The sequence below is a fragment of the Gracilibacillus lacisalsi DSM 19029 genome, assembly GCF_000377765.1.
Classification (GTDB): Bacteria; Bacillota; Bacilli; order Bacillales; family Amphibacillaceae; genus Gracilibacillus; species Gracilibacillus lacisalsi.
The window spans coordinates 461224-476067 of sequence record NZ_KB898663.1; the positions used below are offsets into that span (position 1 = coordinate 461224).

The following is a 14844-nucleotide window of genomic DNA, read 5'->3' on the forward strand; positions in this document are numbered from 1 at the left end:
CCTTTGTCATGAATGAATGTTTGATCTGATTTCTTGCTCTCTTAATTTGTTTAATTCTTCTAGATATTGATTTTCATCGATTGGCAAGGTTATTTCTTTATTCAACCAGCTCGATAGGTGCATGGCATTTGCTAGTTCCACTCCATGAATTCCATCACTTCCTGGTGCAATCAATGGGGTTCCATCTAAAATATTGGCAGCGAAATTTTCTAGAACAGCAATGTGCTGCCCGCCCCACACACTATCAAAAATTAGCACTTCCTCTTGATAAATCGCTCCCGGTCCTTCACCTTGGAATAATTTCGATACTTCTTGCATCGACATGGTGTCACTCATTTCTTTTTCCGATTTATTCAATCGTTTGATCGTTACTTTTTTACTGTCGTCCACAATAATTTTTCCTTGATCACCATGAATTTCTAAACGATCTGTCCCCATTACATCATGGGTACAAGTAATAAATACACCTGTTGCACCGTTACCGTAATCTAATATCGTTACGACATCATCTTCTACAGGAATGTTTCGTTGGTAGCCATATTGTGCCTTCGTGTAGACTTTTTCTGGCATCCCGCAAATCCATTGCAATAAATCAATTTGGTGTGGTGCCTGGTTCACTAATACACCGCCACCTTCACCATCCCATGTCGCTCGCCATGAACCCGCATCATAATAACCTTGCGGACGCCACCAGGTCGTAATAATCCAGTTTGTCCTTCTAATATTTCCAATTTCTCGATTATCAATGATTTCTTTTACTTTTTGATAAAGAGGATTGGTGCGCTGATTAAACATAATTGCGTAAGTTACATCAGGTTTAGTTTTGGCGAATTGATTGATTTCCTTAACTTGTTTAGTATATACACCTGCGGGCTTCTCCAAGAGTGCGTGAATATCACGTTCAAGGGCTTCGATTCCCATTTCTGGATGCAAGTAATGGGGGACACAGGTTACAATCGCGTCAACATTTCCGCTATTTAACATGTCGATATAATCTTGATAAAAAGGTACTCCGGGAAATTCCTGATCTGCGCGTTTTTTCTTTTCTGGATCGTTATCACAGATTGCGCCAATCTCGATATTGCTAATACGACCTTCTTTGATCATATTTCCATAAGCTCCACCTTGCTGACCTAAACCAATAATTCCCAATCTCACTTTTGCCATTTGTTTGTCACTCCTTCTATATAGTGCTAGAAAAATAATAAAACGTTTTCAACTTTAACTTTACACCGTTGTAATATGATGATGCAATTTTCCCACTTCATCTCGCGAAGTGGTAAACAGATCATTGTCTCACTTTATTGTATGGTAAGCGACAAATTAATAAAATAGCTCATATTGTTTTATTTTGGAATGATTTTGACTGAGAGTGTACTGGGTTAGAGAACTAGAAATTTTGGTTTCGCAATAAAAGAGTGGGATTTCGCAATAAAGATGCTTCATTTCGCAATAAACAGACGCGTTTTCGCAATAAAGGGGCTTCATTTCGCAATAATCAGACACGTTTTCGCAATAAAGGGACTTCGTTTCGCAATAATCAATCCACTTTTCGCAATAAAGAAAAGTAGTTACAATTTCATCCCTTCACACTCCCAGCTGTAATCCCCTCCACTAAGTACTTTTGAAAAAACAAAAACACTAATAATTGCGGTACAATCGATGCGACAGACATGGCAAACATTGGGCCCCATGCAGATAAAGATGATGGATCTGAAAACATTTGTAAGCCAAGAGCAACCGTATATAATTCTGTATCATTTAAATAGACTAATGGTGTCATAAAGTCATCCCACGTCCAATAGAAAGAAAAGATTGCCACTGTAGCTAGTGCAGGTGTTGTCAGCGGTAGAATAATCCGCCAAAAAATTTGAAAAGTGCTGGCTCCGTCCATATAGGCAGCTTCATCCAACTCACGTGGAATACCACGAATAAATTGAATCATCAGGAAAATAAAGAACGGTATTCCACCAATAAATGATGGAACAATCAACGGCAGATAAGTGTTTACCCAGCCTAAATTGTGAAACAAAATATATTGTGGAATCAACGTGACCTGTTGTGGTAACATCAAGGTTACAATCATACAAACAAATAAAATAGTACGGAAGCGAAACTGGATCCGAGCGAAACCAAAGGCTACTAAAGTGGAGGAAAACAATGTTCCGATCACTACTATCGTCGTCACAAAGGTAGAGTTAATAAAGAATGTTGAAAAGGATAGATTACCAAAGCCTTCCCAGCCTTTTGTGAAGTTTTCCCACATCCATTCGGAAGGAATCAAAGAAGCAGCATTTCTAAAAATCTCTGATTCTGGTTTTAAGGAACTTGCTATTGTCCATAGAATCGGATAGATCATAATAAAACCTAACAACCAGATAAAACCATGATAGACAATTGTTTTTCGCATTCTTCTTTTCTGCACGGTTAGTTACCTCCTTCCGACTCGTAATAAACCCAGCTCTTCGCTGTTTTAAAAATAAATGTTGTAAATACCGCACATATAATTAACAGCACCCAAGCTAATGCGGAAGCATAGCCCATATCAAAATGAGCAAATGCTTTTTCATATAAATATACCGCGTAAAATAACGTTCGATCCATTGGACCACCATTCGTAATCAGAAAGCTTTGGGTAAAAGCCATAAACCCTTGAATCGTCTGCATCACTAAATTGAAGAAAATAACAGGTGATAACATCGGTAACGTAATCTTGATAAACTGGAGAAACGGACTGGCGCCATCAACTGCAGCTGCTTCGTATAGTTCATACGGAATCGCCTTAAGTCCTGCCAGAAAGATCAACATCGGTGAACCAAACTGCCAAACTACTAATATAATCAAAGTCGATAACGCGTAGTCTGGATGCGTTACCCAACTAGTACCTTCGAATCCAAAAAAAGCTAAAATATCATTTAATGCACCGTCTCTGCCAAATAACTGTCTCCACACTACAGCAATTGCCACACTCCCACCAAGAATAGATGGAACATAATACATCGTACGATAAAGGCCAATACCTTTTCTTTTCGTATTAAATAACATCGCCACAAATAACGCAAAAGCTAACTTCAATGGTACCGATCCAAACACGAAGATAAAGGTAACTTTTAATGCTTGGATGAAACGTTCATCATTGGTGAACATATTTATATAGTTATCTAACCCGATCCATGTCGGAGCAGATAATAAGTCATAGTCGGTAAATGAGAAATATAATGATGCAAGCATCGGACCGACAATAAAACCGAGAAAACCGATTAACCAAGGCGAAATAAATGAAAAGCCAATTACATCTATCGAAGTTTGAGACCTTAATTTCCTCAGTTTCATACCATTTGTTCTATTTTTCCTCATTTGTCACACCTCCTGATTCAGTAGGCAAGCCATTCTAAGATGGCTTGCCGCAGAACTTTTTATCACAGTGCTAATAAGTCTACCTTCATTCGTTTTTCGCTAGAATTTCACTGGCTTTTTCCCTGAAATTGGCTGCTGCTTCTTCTGGTGTCGTTTGACCGTAATAAATCGCGTGCTCTACTTCATTTTCGTATAACGATAAAATTTCTGTAGCCCCTTCTGGCTCAGGTGGATCAATTGGCTTCGAATAATCTTGTGCCAATTCTACGAAATCAAACATTTTTACCCCAACTGAATCTTGTAAATCACGCAGGTGATCACGTACGGAAGCTGCGATCGGAACTCCACGTTCAGCATTTAAGACTTCATTCACTTCTAAATTATTCGTAATATAGCTAATAAACTTCGCTGCTTCTTCTTGTTCCTTTGAATGCGTTGTTACCGAGAAAAATTGACTTGGTTTTAAGAAATGTCCATGTTCTCCACCTTCTAAAACAGGACTGAGACTTAATTCTAAAGAACGACCGGCAGCAGATTCTAATGCAACAATTTGATTACTGTATATATCAAGGAACATGGCTGTTTCACCATTTACTATCGGCTGTTGTTCTATATTAGATCCTGCATCCATAAACACATCTGCTGGTGCCGCCGCTCCTGATTCCAGCATATCAACCGTCAATTGCAAATAATCGATGAGTAATTGATCATCTTCATAACCTAGCGCCGTCCCTTCTTCATTAAATAAGGACACACCATTTTGTCGTAAATAGTGTCTAAGGTTATTGACGCCTGCAAATGGCTGTATTCCATAGGCACCATCGAGATTTTCCGATAATTCAACCGCAAAACTTTTTAAATCTTCATAAGTGTAACCTGGCTCTGGTTCTGGTACTCCTGCATCCTCGAACATTTCCTTATCATAGGCAGCACCGTGAACATTTGCTCCTAAATTAACAGCATATAATCCACCCTCTACCTTTCCACCGTCTAGATAGATATCATCGACATCACTTAAATCTAATGTGCCATCTTCAACAAAAGGATTTAAATCCACTAATAAATCTCTGCCAACATATTCTGTCAAATAGGCATAATCCATCTGCACAATATCAGGCATATTCCCTCCGGCTGCTTGTGTCGCCATCTTCTCCCAATAACCATCCCAGCCGGTAAATTCCGGTGAAATCTTGACGTGAGGATTTTCTTCTACATACATATCAATCGCTTCCAGTGTGCGATTGTGTCTGTCTTGTGAGCCCCACCATAAAATCCGTAGCTCTACTTCTGCATCTTCATCCCCTACCGCATCTCCTGATCCAGTCTCTTCTGTCGCATCATCCACTTGATCTGCATTGTCATCACCATCACCTGACCCACCGGAACTGCAGGCTGTTACAAAACTACACAAAAAGAACAACAAGATAAACAACAATAAAAGATTCCATTTCTTCTGCATCATGCTTCTCCCCTTTTTCATTTTTATAGAAAACAATCACCTATAGTGTAATTGTTTTATCACACCGTTCTAGCAAGCTTTTGTTGATAAGTCTTTACTCGATCTATTGCTTGTAACGAAATAATCATGATCATATAAAAGCTGAGACTGATCCCAATTGAAAACAAAATTTGCGGATAATAAAGGGAAATATACACCATACCCCAGGTTGAAATAGCCATTCCGATTGTTTTCAACGGGTTTAACATCGCGATAATAAAAGCGTATTTGATATAACCAAACAATTTTAATCGGTAAGATACATAAATCGGAATAATATATAAAACAGTAATCATAAACCAAACGGATAAAATAAAGATAAAAACACTGATAATCTGAAATAATATGCCACCTTGCTCAATAAAGAACTTCAAATCAAAATAGATAAGACTTCCTATTAACGTCAATACAATTGCTAATAGATTCGACTGAATAAAATGCTGTTTAAAGCTGCGCCAGTATTGATAAAAAACAGATGAGATGTGGACCTCCTCCAGCCAGCATTTTTGAATTTTACATAAGGCAACAGTCGCTGGTACAACTCCGAATATTCCTAATCCAACAAGCGAAAACAATAACCATAACAAGTTGAGATAAACAAGCTTTATCAGTCCTTCACAGAATTTACGCACTACTTCTGTTAGCGTTACTGCATTCATTACTTCACCTCGTTTCTTCACTTAAACATCTTGTGCTAGAACTATTATAGTAAGCGTTTTCACAATTAGGAAGTAGCTTGAACAATGAAATTAGGCATTCTATTTATCTACCATGTCAAAAAGGTATCCTTTTTTACGATCGATAAACATAAGATACTTTTAGGGGGGGAATCGTGATGTATAAAATGATCATTGTCGATGATGAAGCCGAAATACGAATTGGATTAGCGAATTATTTCCCTTGGAATCAACTTGGGTTTGAGGTTGTATATCAATGTGTGAATGGCAAGCAAGCATTGGAATATATCGAGCAAAACGAAATTGATCTAATCTTAACAGATATTCGTATGCCGATAATGGATGGAATCGAACTGGCTAAGGAACTATATAAACAAAATTCTTTGGTTTATATCATTTTTTTAAGTGCGTATCGAGATTTTCAATATGCGAAAGAAGCTTTGAAATATGGAGTTAAAGACTATATTGTAAAACCCGGCAAATTTGAAGAAATACAAGAAGTATTTACTGCTGTAAAAGCACAAATGGACAAAGAATGGAGTCACAATCACAAAAAAGCAAATTACATCGACAATATTATTCAGACGATCGAGGAATATATTAAAAAAAATTATGCAGATATTTGCTTAGATGACATTGCTCATGTATTAAAAATGTCTCCTAATTATATCAGTAGGCTATATAAGGACAAAACAGGCGACAACATTTCCCACTTTATTATGAAAACACGCATGGAAAAAGCAGCTGAGTTGTTAAGGGATTATCATTATAAAACATATGAAATTAGTGAAGCAGTCGGTTATCATAATCCGAAGAATTTCACTAGAACTTTCAAGAAATATCACGGTGTCACCCCAAGGGATTTCAGAAACGCGAATATGGAGAGAACAAAATGAACAACAAAATATTAATTAAAAACATTTTATTGTTTGTTTTTCCTCTTTTTATTCCTGTTTTTATCCTTGGCTCATTTGCGATATTCATTACCGATAAATATATGCGGGAATCGATCCAGAGTAATCATACCAACGTCTTACAGCAAATTGAACAACAAACAAATACGATACTTAATGAAATGTACTTGTTAAACCTCGATTATAATTGGAATCCGGAAATCATTTTATCTTTACAAAATATTTTTGATGCTGATTCTTTTACTTACGACCAAGTAAAGAATGCAAACTATCAGGAAGGGACAATTAGAAGAAAAGAAATCGCTACACCATATATTCAATCGATTTATATATATTACCAAAACCAAAATAATCGTGTCTTAACATCGAGATACGGCATAACCGAAGTAGAAGAAATGCCTGATGCTTTCTGGTTGCAAGAGTTTGATGAAACTGCTACAACGGAAGATATTTGGATAAAAAGCCGGGAAATACCAGACTATTCATTCACCAAACAAGAACCAGTAATCAGTGTATTTCGAAATGTGTTCAAATCCAATTCACAAACTTCGGAAGGACTGATTGTCTTAAATATATATCAGCGGTACTTTTCCAATTTAATTAAAGAGTTAAACAACTATCACCATCAAAGTATCTTTGTCTTGGATGAAAACAATCATAAATTGTTTGGTAACAGTATGAGTAATTCAATCGATCCGGAACACTTTTTACTGCCGAGTAACCGTTCCACCTATGAGGTTACTATAGATGGAACACCTTATATTGTGAATCAACTTGCCTCTGACAATTATGGTTTGCGGTACTTTTCACTCGTCGAAAAAGCCGAAATTTACATGATTCCCAATCAATTACGATTCTTGACATTGATTTTCGTCCTTTTATCCTTAATGCTTGGAACGACAACAATCTATTATTTAACTCGTAAAAATGCGCGTCATGTCAGTGATATCATTTCGATGTTACATACATCCAATCATGACGAAGAAGAATTAATCAAAAATATATCGTTCAAGGATAACGAATACCAACTAATTGTCCGTAAACTTTTGAAGAATTTTATAGCTAAAAAGAATTTAGAAATGGAATTACACGAAAAGAAATACCAGTTTCAAGAAGCAGAATTATCGGCATTACAAAATCAGATTAATCCTCACTTTCTTTCGAACACCTTAGCAATCATTTATTGGAGAGCAATGGCACTGACAGGGAAACCAAACAAGGTAACACAAATGCTGGAAACATTAACAGATATATTAGATTTTTCTTTACGGATTAAACACCATACCGTGACGCTTGCAGAAGAAATTCATCATACCAAAAACTACTTAACTATCATTCATATTCGTTCTGATCATGCTTTTACAATTGATTGGGATTACGATGAGCGTATTCTTCATGAACAAGTACTAAAATTTATTTTGCAGCCAATTGTTGAAAATAGTGTCACACATGGTTGTGACGATGACAAAAATATTCGAATTAAAATCAAAATTAGAAAAAGAGCAGATAAAATCCGATTTACGATTATTGACAATGGAACAGGTTTGTCGAAAGAAAGATTGAAAGAGTTATTGGAAGAACATGATAAAGATGAATATATCACCAACCATATTGGCTTAGCTAATATTAAAAAACGAATTTCATTACTTTTTAACAACCAATATCAGTTTATCATCCGCAGTAAGAAAGGTTGGGGGACGGTTGTCGTAATAGAGCATCCGATTCCATAACAGTAAAACATCAATTGGATGTGATATTTTTTATTTTTTTCTTATAATTTTCAAACTGTGTCCGATATAATAAATACCATTTCTATTATTCATTCAATTAGATACTCTTACACATGGCATGTGATTAGCCATACTAACTCCTTTGTGACATGTTCCGTGTTTTCCACAAGGAGTTTTCTATTAATAAAGCATAAAACTATTTATATAGATAAATAATAATGAAGGATATTTCCATCTACTTCCTGTTTCACAGATTGCCTAAAAAATCATAAAAAGGAGTAACAAAAGTGCCGAACGAGACTTTTTTTAACTTGCCAAAGGAAAAGAAACAAAAATTACTAGACGCGCTTCATCGAGAATTTACGAAAGCTCCATTAGCTACAGCGTCGATTGCTAAAATTATTGCTTATGCCGAAATTCCCCGAGGCAGCTTTTATCAATATTTTACTGATAAAGAGGATGCTTATTTCTATATTTTTAATCAACAAACAAGTTTAGCTATGGAAAAATTTTTATGTATTCTTCAAAGTAATAATGGGGATCTATTTGACACTTGCATTGAATTTTACCGATTGATCGTGGAAGAACAATTTACTTTTTTCCGAAATGCACTATTAAACATGAATTCTAAAATTGAAGAGGCATTATCAGGTATTTTTGCTAGTAAGGAAAAGCTTGATCATTTTCATCAAGTGCAAAGTCAATTAGATTTAGCTTCTTTAAAAATTGAAAATGAAGAAGAGCTATTTCAATTAATGAAAATGATTTCAGCTATTACATTTCATAATATTATTGAGAAGTTCTCAAAAAATCTTCCATTAGACGAATCGATTCATAATTACCAAGCACAATTACAATTCATCAAACATGGTGTATTACAGCAAGATGTTTGCTATAATAATGAAAATCAGCAAACCCCGCCGGTCCATTTTTAGATGCTCATTAGAAGGAATCATATAGCAGGGTGTTTCGTGAAATTGCCTAGTTTCTGAGTGCTCATACTCTATAAAATAAAGTATGAAATTGCACCATGATAAAGGGCTAAGGGAGGGTATAGAAGGACATTGAAGGATATTAAACGTTTCCGAATACTTGGTATTATCGAAGGTGCATCACTAGTAATCTTACTCTTTCTTGCAATGCCATTAAAATATTGGGGTGGTTTACCAGAAATCGTTACTGTTGTCGGAAGTATTCATGGAGCCTTGTTTATTGCATACATACTCTTGACATTGTACACGACATACAAAGTACGTTGGTCATTTATCTGGTTATTTAGTGCCGTTGCAGTCGCCTTTATTCCATTTGGAAATTTTGTATTAGACAGGCGTATCCAAGCAAAGTATAGTTAGAGCGAGGGAATCGTTCTAACTATACCGTGTGAACTGCAAAATCGTTAACAGTTGGTTAGACATATAGGTAGCACTATATTTAAAATCTTGGTTAATCCATTCCATAATTAACCCCCATATCGCATATGCCTGATAGCTCGCCAAAAAATTGAGTTCAATTCCCTTTATTTTGTGCGCCCGTTCTACTACTTCTCTCATCAAATCTGTTAACTGCATGCAAATCCGGCTCTGTAATCCAACAAGTGCATTGGATTTTGCTATAATCGTGTAGAAATCCGCGTGATTTTCTACATGATCAAATATTTTTATGGCAGACACATTTAAATTATTGATCGAAATCTTCTCCCCATCTTTTAATGGTTCACGATAAGAATCAATTAAATCAACAATAATATCATCTACCATTTCTTCTAATAATTCTTCTTTATATTGAAAATGTTTATAAAAAGTACCACGGTTAACGTCGGCAGCTTGGACAATTTCAGTCACTGTAATTTGCTGAAGATTCTTCTGTTGTAACAGCGATATTAATGCATTCCTCAAAGCAATTTTCGACTTTCGCACTCTTCTGTCATGGTAATTATCCATCAACAATCCCTCTCCTTTTGTTTAATATTTTGCAAAATATATACATATTGTTCAAAAATGTACACTAATGAACAATGGCTGCATTGATTGATGATTGTTTCTATCATACTTTTTAGATTATACTGTAAACAAATGTTGATTAACAAACATTTGTTTATTTATAGTTAAGCGTTGACATAATGGGAGGAATGAAGATGATATTAAAAGATAAAGTCGCTATTGTGACCGGTGCTGCATCTGGGATGGGAAAAGCTATCGCTGAACGATTTTCAAGTGAAGGGGCAGCGGTTTTACTAGCGGATTTAAATGCTGATGGTGTAAATAATCTTGCCGCAGAACTCGAAAAAAATGGTGGAAAAGCTAAAGCACTTGAAGTAAATATTGCAAATGCCAACGATATTGACCTGATGATAGAAACGGCTATTCATGAATTCGGCACGTTAGATATTCTAGTGAATAACGCCGGTATCATGGACGGGTTCGAACCGGTTGGTGAAATTGACGACGATCGTTGGGATTTAATTTTTGATGTGAATACAAAAGCCGTTATGCGTGCAATGCGCAAATCTGTAGCTATTTTTCTAGAAAAAGGACAAGGAATCATCATTAATACTGCATCTTCTGGTGGTTTAAATGGAGCGCATGCTGGTGCAACATATACTGCTTCTAAGCATGCTGTCATTGGTTTAACTAAAAACACAGCGCATATGTATGCACAAAAAGGGATTCGATGTAATGCGATAGCACCTGGAGCAGTCCAAACCAACATCCAAGGGTCTATGAAAAATATCAGTGAATTTGGTCTGGAACGAACAAAATTATCGCAAAGTCTGATTCCAAACGTCGGAACACCTGAAGATATCGCTAATGTTGCGTTATTCTTAGCTTCTGAAGAATCTAAATTCATAAATGGTACGACGATTACCGCTGATGGTGGCTGGACCTCTGCTTTCTAGATAAAGTGAGATTATGTCCGTTTAGGACCGAGATATAAATCGTCATTTCATATGGTGATGGAATGGCGATTTGTCATGATTCCAGACTTTCGATCATAGGATGAAATAGCAGCTAAGAACGGAGGTAATGTCGATGAAAATTCAAGTTATACAAGGGGATTCTTTCTGGTACTACAGTCAATTATTTGGAATCCCTCTTCCTTTAATTATTGCTTCTAACCAACAACTTAACCCTAATCAACTTATGATAGGGCAAGAGGTAAGCATTCCAGGCTACCAAGCTGTGGCCTATACGATACAAGCGAACGATACGTTATGGTCGATCGCTCAAAGCAATCAAATTCCGGTTGACCTTTTACTACGAATAAATCCAAATGTCCAGCCAACACAACTTCAAATTGGGCAAACAATTACTCTTCCTCAACGAATTACAACTCCAATTATTACCGATGTAAATAACTACACATACGAAAAAATGGTTACAGATCTCCAACGACTTATTGAACTTTACCCTTTTATTCAGCAACAATCGATTGGAAATTCAGTATTAGATAAAGAGATAATTGAATTACAAATAGGTAGTGGATCAAGACAAAAACATATTAATGGATCTTTTCACGCTCAAGAATGGATCACTACCCCTGTTATTATGCTATTCCTGAATGATTATGCATTAGCATTGACCAATCATTCACCAATACGTGGGTTAGATATGTTAACTTACTTTGAATCGAATACGCTCTCTCTTGTTCCAATGGTAAATCCAGATGGTGTTAACCTTGTCATCAACGGTGCCGAGGCTGCAGGATCACAACAAGATTTTGTACTGTCACTCAATAATGGAAATACCGATTTCTCGGGATGGAAGGCTAATATTAATGGGGTGGATCTGAACAATCAATATCCAGCATTATGGGAAACAGAAGCAGCCAGAAAACCGGATTCACCAGCGCCACGAGATTTCCCAGGTTACGAACCATTATCAGAACCTGAAGCAATTGCCATGGCTGATTTGGCGAGAGCGCGACCATTTGAAATCATGAACGCTTTTCATACACAAGGTGAAGTGATTTTTTGGGGATATCAAGGAATGGAGCCACCAGCCTCTGAAACGATTGTTCAAGAATATAGTCGTGTTAGCGGATATGAGGCTGTTCAATATGTTGATAGCTTTGCAGGATACAAGGATTGGTTTATACAGGAGTTTCGCAGGCCTGGTTACACTGTCGAGTTAGGATCAGGTATGAACCCACTTCCTATTAGTCAATTTGATGAGATTTACCAAGAAACATTAGGGATTATGTTGGCCACCCTTTATATGTGAAGAAAGCCGTGGTATCACCACGGCTTTACATATTATACAAATTTCACGATATCATCAAATGGACGTCTGCTTTTCTCTGGAGCATCTTGCACACGGTAGCCGAACGCTGCCATCACAGAAATCGAAAAGCTGTCATCGTCTAAAAGTCCCTCTTCACGAAGTAAGTCGTTCATTTCTTTCATTGGGAAACCTTCAATTGGACAGGAGTCAACACCTATTTGGGCAGCAGCTGTCATCATGTTAGCCAGTGCAATATATGTTTGCTTGGAAGACCAGTCTAACATGCGTCGATCATCGACCAATAAATCGAAATCCTCTTTCTGGAAGTTTTCAATCATCGGTAATAATCCTTGTAATGCTTCATCAGGGTATTGATGTACGTTTTTGTAATGGTCAAGTAGATATTCAGCATCATACTTCGTATCCTTCGCTGTTCTAGCTAAGAATATAACGAAATGACTAGCATCCATTACTTTCCCTCTTGCTCCCCATGACGTATTTTTAATTTTTTCGCGCAATTCCGGACTTTGAATAACTAAAAATCTCCATGGCTCAATACCAAATGAACTTGGAGATAAGTATCCTGTTTCAAGTATGAATCGAAAATCCGCTTCCTCTATTTTTTTATTCGGATCGAATTTTTTCGTTGCATGACGAAAATGCAGCGCATCGATGATATCCTTTTTGATTTGATTTTTATCCATATTCTGTCACCTCCAAATTACTTCCCCTTTATTATACGAACTCTAGGGAAAAACACATAATATTCTGCTTTATGATGCTTGAACTTCTTCGTATTTTTATATTCTATCTTGTCAGACTGTTAAATCATTTTCCGATTTTATATCTATTGCTTCTTGTAAAAGTCGTTGTAAAACTGCAGCAAATACAGCGATTACCATGGAAGCAAAGATAGGGACCATTCCGAATATGATAAGACCTGGAGCATCATCTTTCTCTGCCACAAGGTAAACGAACGGAATGATAACGACATACAAGCTGCTGATTGTGATAGCACAATTTTTTATATTCTTTAAAGCTTTAACAGATATTTGCGAGAAAGCTTTGTTTTTATCAATATAGCTTAAAAGTCTAAAAGCCCAATACAATGCCATGTAAAATGGAATCGCTGATACATACATCCCTATTACAATAGGATATAGTAAATGGGCATAATCGGGATTTACTGGATTATTAGCTAACTGAACTAATCCAAATAGACACAAAGCTAGAACTGGAATTCCAATAAAAAGAACAGCTATCTTTAAAAAAAGCGTTGAACCTTGTTTCATAAAAAGCACCTCATTTCATTATTCTTCATTTGAATTATAGCATATTTTTATCGTTTAACAATAAATAATTACTGTTTTTTGTTATTTTTTTATTGTGATAAATATAAATTACACATATTAAAGATATAAAAAAGAGCATTCCTTGTTTGTAAAGAAATGCTCTAAAAAAACTAAAGTAGCTGTTCATCTTAGATAAACAGCTACTATTTCTTACGGCAACTTATTCCCCGCAATCCGATACAAGTCATACCATTCTTCTCTTGTCAGATTTACTTCTGATGCTTTCGCAATATTTTGCAGGCGTTCTGGATTCATAGTACCTACAATAGGCTGCATTCTAGCTGGATGACGTAAGATCCATGCAATTGCAATCGCTGATTTCGTGACACCCTTTTTCTCTGCATACTCTTGTAATTTTTCATTTAATATTGGGAATTGATCATTATCTACAAATACACCCTCAAAGAAACCATGTTGGAATGGGGACCATGGCTGGATCGTCATATTATGAAGACGACTGTAATCCAAGACTCCTCCATCGCGAACAATCGCCGGATCATGCTCCATATTTACGTTAAGCCCCGCATCGATCATTGGTGTAAACATCAAGCTTAATTGCAGCTGGTTAGCTACTAAGTCTTGCTCGACATATTTTTTCAGTAATTCGATTTGGGTCGGATTTTGATTACTTACCCCGAAGTGGCGAACCTTTCCACTTTGCTTTAACTCATTAAATGCTTCTGCCACTTCTTCTGGTTCAACTAGTGTGTCTGGCCTATGTAATAAAAGCACATCTAAATAATCTGTTTTTAATCTTTTTAAACTGCCTTCCACTGAGGCAAGAATATGTTCTTTGGAAAAATCAAAAAAGCCGTCACGAATCCCACATTTCGATTGAATCACCATTTTTTCTCTAATAGATGGGTTCATATTAATCGCATCAGCGAAAATTTCTTCTGATTTACCGCCACCATAAATATCAGCATGATCAAAAAAGTCTATCCCTAGCTCTAGCGCATTTTCAATCACACGATTTGCATCTTGCTTGGACAATTGGTCCATTCGCATACAGCCTAACGAAATTTCACTAACTTGCAAACCACTGTTACCTAATTCAAGCTTCTTCATCACTCTCACCTCTCCTATCAAATCTAGT

General features: G+C 36.4%; 15 protein-coding genes. 6 read left to right on the forward strand and 9 right to left on the reverse strand.

What is annotated here, in order from left to right; genetic code table 11:
- Nucleotides 1–6: 6 nt before the first annotated feature.
- From D569_RS0104700 to D569_RS0104720, 5 genes are all read right to left on the reverse strand, one after another.
- Nucleotides 7–1167 (reverse strand): Gfo/Idh/MocA family protein, encoded by a 1161-nt coding sequence (locus D569_RS0104700; RefSeq protein WP_018931249.1) that lies wholly within the window; start codon nt 1165–1167, stop codon nt 7–9.
- Between the two features lie 412 nt (nt 1168–1579).
- Complete coding sequence (locus tag D569_RS0104705) at nt 1580–2425, reverse strand: carbohydrate ABC transporter permease (protein WP_018931250.1); 846 nt, start codon at nt 2423–2425, stop codon at nt 1580–1582.
- 2 nt (nt 2426–2427) lie between these two features.
- Nucleotides 2428–3357 carry a carbohydrate ABC transporter permease gene (locus tag D569_RS0104710; RefSeq protein WP_018931251.1) on the reverse strand — a complete coding sequence of 310 codons (930 nt, stop codon included), beginning with the start codon at nt 3355–3357 and terminating at the stop codon, nt 2428–2430.
- An 85-nt stretch (nt 3358–3442) separates the two neighbouring features.
- The gene (locus D569_RS0104715; RefSeq protein WP_169336428.1) at nt 3443–4819 is read right to left on the reverse strand and encodes an ABC transporter substrate-binding protein; all 1377 of its coding nucleotides are present in this window, start codon (nt 4817–4819) and stop codon (nt 3443–3445) included.
- Nucleotides 4820–4875: 56 nt separating this feature from the next.
- Nucleotides 4876–5514 carry a YesL family protein gene (locus D569_RS0104720; RefSeq protein WP_018931253.1) on the reverse strand — a complete coding sequence of 213 codons (639 nt, stop codon included), beginning with the start codon at nt 5512–5514 and terminating at the stop codon, nt 4876–4878.
- 176 nt (nt 5515–5690) lie between these two features.
- On the opposite strand from D569_RS0104720, the gene D569_RS0104725 reads away from it, so the two are divergent.
- From D569_RS0104725 to D569_RS0104740, 4 genes are all read left to right on the forward strand, one after another.
- The gene (locus D569_RS0104725) at nt 5691–6428 is read left to right on the forward strand and encodes a response regulator transcription factor (protein ID WP_018931255.1); all 738 of its coding nucleotides are present in this window, start codon (nt 5691–5693) and stop codon (nt 6426–6428) included.
- On the forward strand, nt 6425–8176 hold the full coding sequence (locus D569_RS0104730) for a sensor histidine kinase (RefSeq protein ID WP_018931256.1): 1752 nt from the start codon (nt 6425–6427) through the stop codon (nt 8174–8176). Before D569_RS0104725 ends, D569_RS0104730 begins: the two co-directional genes overlap by 4 nt.
- Nucleotides 8177–8463: 287 nt before the next feature.
- Nucleotides 8464–9111 (forward strand): TetR/AcrR family transcriptional regulator, encoded by a 648-nt coding sequence (locus D569_RS22505; protein ID WP_018931257.1) that lies wholly within the window; start codon nt 8464–8466, stop codon nt 9109–9111.
- A 129-nt stretch (nt 9112–9240) separates the two neighbouring features.
- Nucleotides 9241–9528, forward strand: a complete 288-nt coding sequence (locus D569_RS0104740) for a DUF3817 domain-containing protein (RefSeq protein WP_018931258.1) — start codon at nt 9241–9243, stop codon at nt 9526–9528.
- Between the two features lie 15 nt (nt 9529–9543).
- On the opposite strand, the gene D569_RS0104745 is transcribed toward D569_RS0104740, so the two are convergent.
- On the reverse strand, nt 9544–10116 hold the full coding sequence (locus D569_RS0104745; RefSeq protein WP_018931259.1) for a TetR/AcrR family transcriptional regulator: 573 nt from the start codon (nt 10114–10116) through the stop codon (nt 9544–9546).
- A gap of 194 nt (nt 10117–10310) precedes the next feature.
- Between D569_RS0104745 and D569_RS0104750 the strand changes: the two genes are divergently transcribed.
- Nucleotides 10311–11072: an SDR family oxidoreductase gene (locus D569_RS0104750; protein WP_018931260.1), complete on the forward strand. Its 762-nt coding sequence runs from the start codon at nt 10311–10313 to the stop codon at nt 11070–11072.
- A 133-nt stretch (nt 11073–11205) separates the two neighbouring features.
- Nucleotides 11206–12396 carry a M14 family metallopeptidase gene (locus D569_RS0104755; protein ID WP_018931261.1) on the forward strand — a complete coding sequence of 397 codons (1191 nt, stop codon included), beginning with the start codon at nt 11206–11208 and terminating at the stop codon, nt 12394–12396.
- 32 nt (nt 12397–12428) lie between these two features.
- On the opposite strand, the gene D569_RS0104760 is transcribed toward D569_RS0104755, so the two are convergent.
- From D569_RS0104760 to D569_RS0104770, 3 genes are all read right to left on the reverse strand, one after another.
- Nucleotides 12429–13100 carry an NAD(P)H-dependent oxidoreductase gene (locus D569_RS0104760; protein ID WP_018931262.1) on the reverse strand — a complete coding sequence of 224 codons (672 nt, stop codon included), beginning with the start codon at nt 13098–13100 and terminating at the stop codon, nt 12429–12431.
- Nucleotides 13101–13211: 111 nt separating this feature from the next.
- Complete coding sequence (locus D569_RS0104765; RefSeq protein ID WP_018931263.1) at nt 13212–13688, reverse strand: DUF2975 domain-containing protein; 477 nt, start codon at nt 13686–13688, stop codon at nt 13212–13214.
- A 210-nt stretch (nt 13689–13898) separates the two neighbouring features.
- A complete protein-coding gene (locus D569_RS0104770; RefSeq protein ID WP_018931264.1) occupies nt 13899–14816 on the reverse strand; it encodes an aldo/keto reductase in 918 nt (305 codons plus the stop codon).
- Nucleotides 14817–14844 lie beyond the last annotated feature (28 nt).

Excerpts from the sequence above, each read along its gene's own strand:
- D569_RS0104700 (WP_018931249.1), bottom strand. The coding sequence starts at position 1,167 with ATGGCAAAAGTGAGATTGGGAATTATTGGTTTAGGTCAGCAAGGTGGA.
- D569_RS0104710 (WP_018931251.1), bottom strand. The coding sequence starts at position 3,357 with ATGAGGAAAAATAGAACAAATGGTATGAAACTGAGGAAATTAAGGTCT.
- D569_RS0104715 (WP_169336428.1), bottom strand. The coding sequence starts at position 4,819 with ATGATGCAGAAGAAATGGAATCTTTTATTGTTGTTTATCTTGTTGTTC.
- D569_RS0104720 (WP_018931253.1), bottom strand. The coding sequence starts at position 5,514 with ATGAATGCAGTAACGCTAACAGAAGTAGTGCGTAAATTCTGTGAAGGA.
- D569_RS0104725 (WP_018931255.1), top strand. The coding sequence starts at position 5,691 with ATGTATAAAATGATCATTGTCGATGATGAAGCCGAAATACGAATTGGA.
- D569_RS0104730 (WP_018931256.1), top strand. The coding sequence starts at position 6,425 with ATGAACAACAAAATATTAATTAAAAACATTTTATTGTTTGTTTTTCCT.
- D569_RS0104745 (WP_018931259.1), bottom strand. The coding sequence starts at position 10,116 with ATGGATAATTACCATGACAGAAGAGTGCGAAAGTCGAAAATTGCTTTG.
- D569_RS0104750 (WP_018931260.1), top strand. The coding sequence starts at position 10,311 with ATGATATTAAAAGATAAAGTCGCTATTGTGACCGGTGCTGCATCTGGG.
- D569_RS0104755 (WP_018931261.1), top strand. The coding sequence starts at position 11,206 with ATGAAAATTCAAGTTATACAAGGGGATTCTTTCTGGTACTACAGTCAA.
- D569_RS0104760 (WP_018931262.1), bottom strand. The coding sequence starts at position 13,100 with ATGGATAAAAATCAAATCAAAAAGGATATCATCGATGCGCTGCATTTT.
- D569_RS0104765 (WP_018931263.1), bottom strand. The coding sequence starts at position 13,688 with ATGAAACAAGGTTCAACGCTTTTTTTAAAGATAGCTGTTCTTTTTATT.
- D569_RS0104770 (WP_018931264.1), bottom strand. The coding sequence starts at position 14,816 with ATGAAGAAGCTTGAATTAGGTAACAGTGGTTTGCAAGTTAGTGAAATT.